At 35.6% G+C, this 6,718-nt stretch carries 7 protein-coding genes; 3 read left to right on the top strand and 4 right to left on the bottom strand.

Features of this window, described 5'->3' with window-relative positions:
- Positions 1–52: 52 nt before the first annotated feature.
- From FFM66_RS11520 to FFM66_RS01840, 4 genes are all read right to left on the bottom strand, one after another.
- Positions 53–139 (bottom strand): hypothetical protein, encoded by an 87-nt coding sequence (locus tag FFM66_RS11520; RefSeq protein WP_371851506.1) that lies wholly within the window; start codon positions 137–139, stop codon positions 53–55.
- A 71-nt stretch (positions 140–210) separates the two neighbouring features.
- Positions 211–1,140 (bottom strand): cation efflux transmembrane domain-containing protein, encoded by a 930-nt coding sequence (locus FFM66_RS01850; RefSeq protein WP_137604862.1) that lies wholly within the window; start codon positions 1,138–1,140, stop codon positions 211–213.
- A 224-nt stretch (positions 1,141–1,364) separates the two neighbouring features.
- Positions 1,365–1,967, bottom strand: coding sequence for a class I SAM-dependent DNA methyltransferase (locus tag FFM66_RS01845; protein ID WP_137604861.1), 603 nt, complete (start codon positions 1,965–1,967; stop codon positions 1,365–1,367).
- Between the two features lie 35 nt (positions 1,968–2,002).
- Complete coding sequence (locus FFM66_RS01840; protein ID WP_048604543.1) at positions 2,003–2,725, bottom strand: GntR family transcriptional regulator; 723 nt, start codon at positions 2,723–2,725, stop codon at positions 2,003–2,005.
- Positions 2,726–2,859: 134 nt separating this feature from the next.
- Between FFM66_RS01840 and FFM66_RS01835 the strand changes: the two genes are divergently transcribed.
- The 3 genes from FFM66_RS01835 to FFM66_RS01825 are packed head-to-tail and all read left to right on the top strand — an operon-like array spanning position 2,860 to position 6,717.
- Positions 2,860–4,560: a class I mannose-6-phosphate isomerase gene (locus FFM66_RS01835; protein WP_048604542.1), complete on the top strand. Its 1,701-nt coding sequence runs from the start codon at positions 2,860–2,862 to the stop codon at positions 4,558–4,560.
- An 11-nt stretch (positions 4,561–4,571) separates the two neighbouring features.
- Positions 4,572–5,471: an ROK family protein gene (locus FFM66_RS01830; RefSeq protein WP_048604541.1), complete on the top strand. Its 900-nt coding sequence runs from the start codon at positions 4,572–4,574 to the stop codon at positions 5,469–5,471.
- A 13-nt stretch (positions 5,472–5,484) separates the two neighbouring features.
- Positions 5,485–6,717 (top strand): ABC transporter substrate-binding protein, encoded by a 1,233-nt coding sequence (locus FFM66_RS01825; RefSeq protein ID WP_137604860.1) that lies wholly within the window; start codon positions 5,485–5,487, stop codon positions 6,715–6,717.
- Position 6,718 lies beyond the last annotated feature (1 nt).

Raw genomic sequence — 6,718 nt, 5'->3', positions numbered from 1 at the left:
TATTATTGGGAATCCCAGCTTAAATCATAGATACCGTAAGGGATTTTATTCTTTATTTAAAACTTTGCAACAGAACCACGTTTCGCGGTCTGGGCTGCGATCCTCCCCGTTCGTACCCCGAAATAGAAACCTTTGACACGTGGACGAGTTCTCCTAACTACTGCTGTGTTCATTTTTTGATAGCTGGCAGTGAAAAGGATTTTTAGTCGATCAGTTTGCCTTTTCTTCTCCGATTGCCCAACGGACGTCGGCGGTAAAATTGACATTTAGCCAAAGCTTCCAATCAGCGGCGGCTGTTTCCACCAGTTGAAGAAGATTTTTTCGTAAATGATCCTGCTGAGTCACGGTATCCAAAAAGGAATCAGGCTGAATGATTACATCCAATTCAACGATCAACTGATTGCCGACTTTTGCAGTTCGTAAAAGGTAAGAGTCGATATCTTCTTTTTGTAGGCGGCTGTCGATCAGCTGGTGCAGTTTTTCCCGTAGAACTTTTTTTGGTGTAGCAGAAGTTAACTCCAAAATGGCTTTTTTCAGCTCTTGGATTGCTTTGAGGATAAAGGCAATAGTAATCAAGAGAGCAAAAATAGGGTCAATATACCTACCGATTGCAGACAGACCAACAAGGGAAAAAAGTTCAGACAAAAGAAAAGAAGAAAAAACTCCCAGACTAAAAAAGAAAGCAAAACGCCATTGTTCCATCTCTAATTTAAAAAAGGGATGGCTATTTTTTTGATTTTTGAAACGAGACCAAAAAGCAAAACAGTAGAGAGTTCCAAATAAGGAAAAAAATAAACCAACCGACAAATTAGCGGTAAGTGGGGGATGCAGCAGGGTATTGACCGCTCCCATGACACCGTAAAGCGAAATGATCAAAACAATGCTGTATTGGACAAAGATAATCAATGGCATCAAGGATTCCTTACCAAAAGGAAATTTGTCAAAATCTTGTTTCTCGATATATTTTGCAACGTAAAGTGTAATCAAGGACATGGCCACACCAATCAGCGTGTAACTACCATCTAAAAGCAAGACATTTGCCTGGGCGAGCAAGCCAAAGGCAAGGGCAAAGCTACCATATAAACTGCCAGCGACAATCGATTGCAGTAAAAATTTTTTGATGTTTTGTTTTTCAGACACGGGAACCTCTTTCTAAAAACGAATTAAATAACATATAACCATTTTGACATAGAAAAGGAAGCTTCGCAATATCTAAAATAGAATGAATAGTCGGCTTTATTAAAAAACATAGTAAATAAAAATGATTTTGTTTTATAGAAGCTTCGGAAAGTTGTATTTATAGTAACCCTCTAAGTTAGCTTTTTGGTCCAACTTTTTTTTGCGGGTCATTTCAACAGCCTTTTTTATTTTACGGCTTCTGCCAAAAAGACAGATGCAGCTTGATTCATAAAGAGAGAATCACCCTGGTGAAAAACATCGTATTGAATAGAGTGAGAGTGGAACCCAGTTGATTGCAGCTGGGTTTTTAATTCGTCCTGAGAAAAACCGTTATGAACTAATGGATGCTGAATTGCTTCATTTTTTACAAAATCAACAATCAGCAAACGCCCGTTGTTTTCTAAAGTATCATAAAATTTTTGTAAAATCTGCTTTGTGTCAGGAATATGAAGTAATACAAGAGAAACGAGAAGAATATTCGTTTTTACAGGACTGTTTTCTTTTGTTAGATCAATCGTTTGCGCTTGAACGTTAGGAAAACTTTGCTGTGCGAGCTTCTTTTTTGCAATGCTAGTCATCTTTTCGGAAGCATCTAAAAGCAGTAGTGAGTGGACTTGCTCTGTCAATTGTAATCCGACTAAGCCAGTCCCGCTGCCGTAGTCAATCATGGTTTTGTCTGTTGTTTCTTTCAAATTCTCTTTAACTTTTTTTGCAATTACATTAGCGAGTGCAATTCTGTCAGGTGTATCGTAGTTTTCTGCTATGTGATCAAAAATGGATTGGGTCATGGTATAACTCCTATCTTGTTTTTTTATTTATAGGGTTAGGCAGTAAAATCGATGAAGTATTTGTATTCACTGCCGATATAATAACATTCTGTGTATTCATAGAAATGGTGATGCGCATCTGAAGTAAAACGACATCTTCTTAGAATGGGTGTACTGCTGCTGACTTTTAGAATACTTGAAATTTCTTTTGTTGGAAGAATTGCTTCTACAACTTCACTATTATTCGTGATATTTATTCCCAGTGAATTCAAGTATTCATAAAATGACTCTTTGTAATTATTGATATCTAATGAAAAGAACTCTTCATATTTGAAATAAGTAATAAAGTACCCAATAGGTTTATTTTTGATGCCACGTAATCTTTTTAGAATGATAATTTTTTCGCCCGGTGAAATTTTTAGAAAGTTAGCGATCGTATAATCAGCATGTGAAACGATAACATTCACTTTTAAGGTCTCAATGCGGATACCTAATTCTAGCATTTCTTTAGTAAAGCTTTTGACAATTGTATAATTTTGACTATCATCAAGCAATTTTCTATGTTTGACAAAAGTACCTACAGCTTTTTTTCGAGTCAACAGATTTTCTCGGACTAATTCTTCAACGGCTTTTCTTATAGTGATTCGACTAACATGAAAAACATCGCAAAGTTCAAATTCTGTAGGGATTTTTTTTCCTTCACTCCATTTTCCGATGCGAATATTATGTCGCATTTCTTCAGCAATTTGAATGTATAATGGTTCAGCTGTAGTTCTCATATGCCCTCCTAATGTTATGACATTAACTGAAAATGTAGACGTATCAAGGTTTAAAAATGTACACATAATACTGTTGTAAGCGATTTACAATAGTATTATACTATTGTCATAACAAAGATACAAGGAGAAAAATTATGTATAGATTACGTCCTAATGTAGAAGTACCAACATCTTTAGAAGTAACAATTGGAGAGAAAGCAATTTTTTCTGAATTATTGAAAATGGGGCATAGAAAACGAATCGCCATTGAAACCTATCCAGGAGTAGACAAAAAAATTTTTATTGACGAAATCCAAACACACTACTCGGAGTATAAAGTGATTGATACTGATAATTTGTTTCTTTCAAAACAAAAGATTTTTACAATTATTCAGGATGATTTGACAGAAGATCAGTCTTTTGGTCGCTTTTCCCACAAGGATTTTAATGAGTTTTTTGATTTCAAAAAAATTAAAGAGCACCCCTTTCTTCAGTCGATAGATGAAAACGTTATCGTAATAGGCGTGGGAGCAGCCGATATTATTCACTATGATACCCTTATTTATGCAGATATCACACGTTGGGAGGTTCAACTAAGATATAAAAAAGGATTAAACAATTGGATGGGCTACAGAGAAGAAGGCTTCTCTGAGAAGTTGAAACGAGCGTATTATTTTGATTGGCCTGCAGGTGATTATAGAAGAAGTTATTTGTTAGACAAGAGTGAATATTATATTGATGCCACAGTTAGCGACAGACCTAAGTTGATTAGAACAGAAGATTTAAGAACGGCGGTCTTAACATTTACCAAACAACCATTTCGCTTGGTTCCTTATTTTGATCCGGGAATTTGGGGTGGAGATTGGATGCAGGAAAAATTTTCTGTTGGTCAAGATAAAATAAATCTTGCTTGGAGTTTTGATGGTGTCCCAGAGGAAAATAGTATTATTGCTAATATCAATGGTGTCGAAGTTGAAATGCCGGCTCAGGTCTTAGTGAATATGTATCCCGAAAAATTATTGGGCAATCGAGTGTTCGGTAGATACGGACGAGATTTTCCTATTAGATTTGATTTCTTGGATACAATGAATGGGCAAAATTTAAGTTTACAGGTTCATCCGACAATTGATTATGCCTATAGAAAATTTGGTGCCAAGTATACTCAAGATGAAAGTTACTATATTTTGGATTGTAAAGACGATGCTTGTGTGTATCTTGGAGTGAAGGATCAAACGGAGAGAGATGAGTTGGTTGCTTCCCTTGAGGCAGCACAAGAATCAGGGAGTTTTGATACGGAAAAATTCGTAAACAAGTTTCCGGTGAAAAAGCATGACCATTTGTTGATTCCGGCGGGAACGGTTCATTCAAGCGGAAGAAACTGTGTCGTTTTAGAAATCAGCTCTACACCAAATCGTTTCACTTTTAAACTATGGGATTGGGGAAGAACGGATTTAGACGGAAAGCCACGACCAATTGCTATTGATCATGGAAAACATGTTATCAATGAAAAGTTCGATGAAACATTTGCAAGAAAAGAACTATTTAATGCAATCACCATACTTCATGAAGAAGAAACTTTTACAGAAGAAAAAACAGGATTGCATGAATTAGAAGCTATCGAAACCCGTCGGCTGACATTTGATAAACCAATCCTTCAGTCAACAGCTGGTAGTGTCAATATGCTTAATTTGGTTGAAGGAGAGCGGATCATCATCACTTCACCAAAAGATGATTTTAAACCGTTTGAAGTTTTTTACGGGGAAACGTTCATTATCCCAGAGGCAATCAAGGAATTTATTCTCACTCCAGATGACGAGAATAAACCTTGCAAGGTAATGAAAGCGTACATTAGATAGAGGATGATTAGATGAAAAAAGTATCAATTTGCCTGGATGTTGGGGGAACATATATCAAAGGAGCTTTATTTTCAACCGAGTTTGAAAATAAATATACAGAAATCCATTATTATCCAGCAAAATCAGAATTATCGAAGGAAAAAATAGTAGAAAATTTTGAGTATGTATTTTCGGATTTGCTTTTTAATTATGATGAGAATGACTGGTATGTAGAAAAGATCGCAGTAGCATTTCCAGGCCCCTTTGATTACGAGAATGGGATCAGTTTGATTAAAGGACTAGGAAAGTTTGCTTCATTGTACAAGATCAATTTATTACAGGAATTCAAAAAAATACAACAAAAAGAAGAAAACAGAAAAATTAAGCACGCAATGATTTTTTTCAAAAATGATGCCGAAGCCTTTGCTTTTGGTGAGAATCATTATTCTGGGGTAAAAAAAGGCGCCTATTTTACGCTAGGAACTGGGTTAGGTTCCACCTTTATTGAAAATAAAAAAGTTGTTGCTGGTACAAAAGGGATACCTGAAATAGGTATGATTTATAATCAGCCATTTAAAGATAGCATTATTGATGATTATGTGTCAGCCAGAGGGTTAAAGAAGATTATTCAGCATTACTATTTCAATAATTTGACTGGAGCTGAATTATTTAAACAAGCAGAGGAAGACACTTCTGCTGCTTTAGAAGTTTTTAATGATTTTGGAAGTACGGTCGGAGAAGCAATCTCACCCTTTGTTTCAAGCTTCTGTCCAGATGAAATAGTGCTTGGCGGACAAATAAGCAAAAGTTTCAATTATTTTAAAGACTCACTGATTCATGTACTAGAAAAAGAAAATCAAAAAATCACAGTGAGAATCAGCGAAGATACGACGTTAAGGACACTGGAAGGTTTGTTTATTTTAGATAAATAGGAGGAAAAGAAGGATGAAAAACTTTACTAAACTTATTGTAGGAGTTTTAGGTGTATTGGCTTTAGCAGGTTGTGGTAGTTCCAATAGCAGCAAAGATCAGGTTGAGTTGACCGTCTGGGGAGATGCCGATAACCAAGCTATACAGGAAGAATCATTTACAAAAATAAATGAAGAGTTCATGAAGAAGAATCCAGATATTAAAATAAATTATCAATATTCAGGTACTTTAGATTCAATCAATGTGGCTCTTCAATCAGATTCATTACCGGATTTATTTTGGGTACAAGGAAATAAATCAACAAAAATGGAAGAAATGGCAAAAGAAGGCTATATTTTACCAATTGAAGATCAAAACTATGATCGTTTCCCACAAGAATCGATCGACTATGCAACGGTAAATGGAAAAATTTATAGTTCGCTACCTTCCTTTATTTCGTATGTTACTTTCTATTACAATGTGGATCTATTTAAGAAATATGATATCAAGGTACCGACCACATGGGATGAATTTGATGCAGCAGCACAAAAGCTTGCGGAAACGGAAGTTACACCGATTGCACTTGGCGGAAATGGCGACTTTGATCGTTATTGGTATATTCAAGCAACAGCGGCAGCCTTGGCAAATAAAGATATTCTTAGCATAGTAGATGATAAAACAACTGCTTCTTTTGAAGAGTTGAAACAAACGTTTGATAATTTCTATAACTATAGTAAAGAAGGTATCTTTGGGAAAGATTTTGTCTCCACAGATGGAAATGGTGCTAAATTATTGTTTACGAACGGAAAAGCAGCGATTATTCCTGATGGTACATGGAATAGTAAAGCTTACTTTGAAAGTGGTCTAAATGTGGATACCTTTATTTTACCGGGGACGGATGGAAAGACCTATGCACAAAGTGGACCAAACAACATCAATACGTATGCTATTTCTAAGAAGACGAAACACCCTAAAGAAGCAACTAAATATATTGAATTTTTGAATAGTAAAGAAGCACAACAAATCATTGAAGATGCTACCGGAGAAGTTCCATTGCTTGATGATATCGATCCTAAAGATGAAAAAGTTTCAAAAATGGCTTCTTTTGATGAGGTTGGGGAGAATATTTATCATCGGTTGTCGCAGGTTGCTACTGAAACATCAAAACCTCAAGACTTGTTATTGACTTCAATCTTACCTGATTTAATGCAAGGAAAAATTACTCCAGATCAAGCGGTTGAATTATTAAAAGCAGAATTAGAAAAATAAA

The sequence above is a fragment of the Enterococcus songbeiensis genome (assembly GCF_005405265.1).
GTDB classification, from domain to species: Bacteria; Bacillota; Bacilli; order Lactobacillales; family Enterococcaceae; genus Enterococcus_C; species Enterococcus_C songbeiensis.
This window is presented reverse-complemented; position numbering and strand designations above follow the sequence as displayed.

Coding starts and splice junctions, on each gene's coding strand:
- FFM66_RS01845 (WP_137604861.1), bottom strand. CDS start 1,967: ATGACCCAATCCATTTTTGATCACATAGCAGAAAACTACGATACACCT.
- FFM66_RS01840 (WP_048604543.1), bottom strand. CDS start 2,725: ATGAGAACTACAGCTGAACCATTATACATTCAAATTGCTGAAGAAATG.
- FFM66_RS01835 (WP_048604542.1), top strand. CDS start 2,860: ATGTATAGATTACGTCCTAATGTAGAAGTACCAACATCTTTAGAAGTA.
- FFM66_RS01830 (WP_048604541.1), top strand. CDS start 4,572: ATGAAAAAAGTATCAATTTGCCTGGATGTTGGGGGAACATATATCAAA.
- FFM66_RS01825 (WP_137604860.1), top strand. CDS start 5,485: ATGAAAAACTTTACTAAACTTATTGTAGGAGTTTTAGGTGTATTGGCT.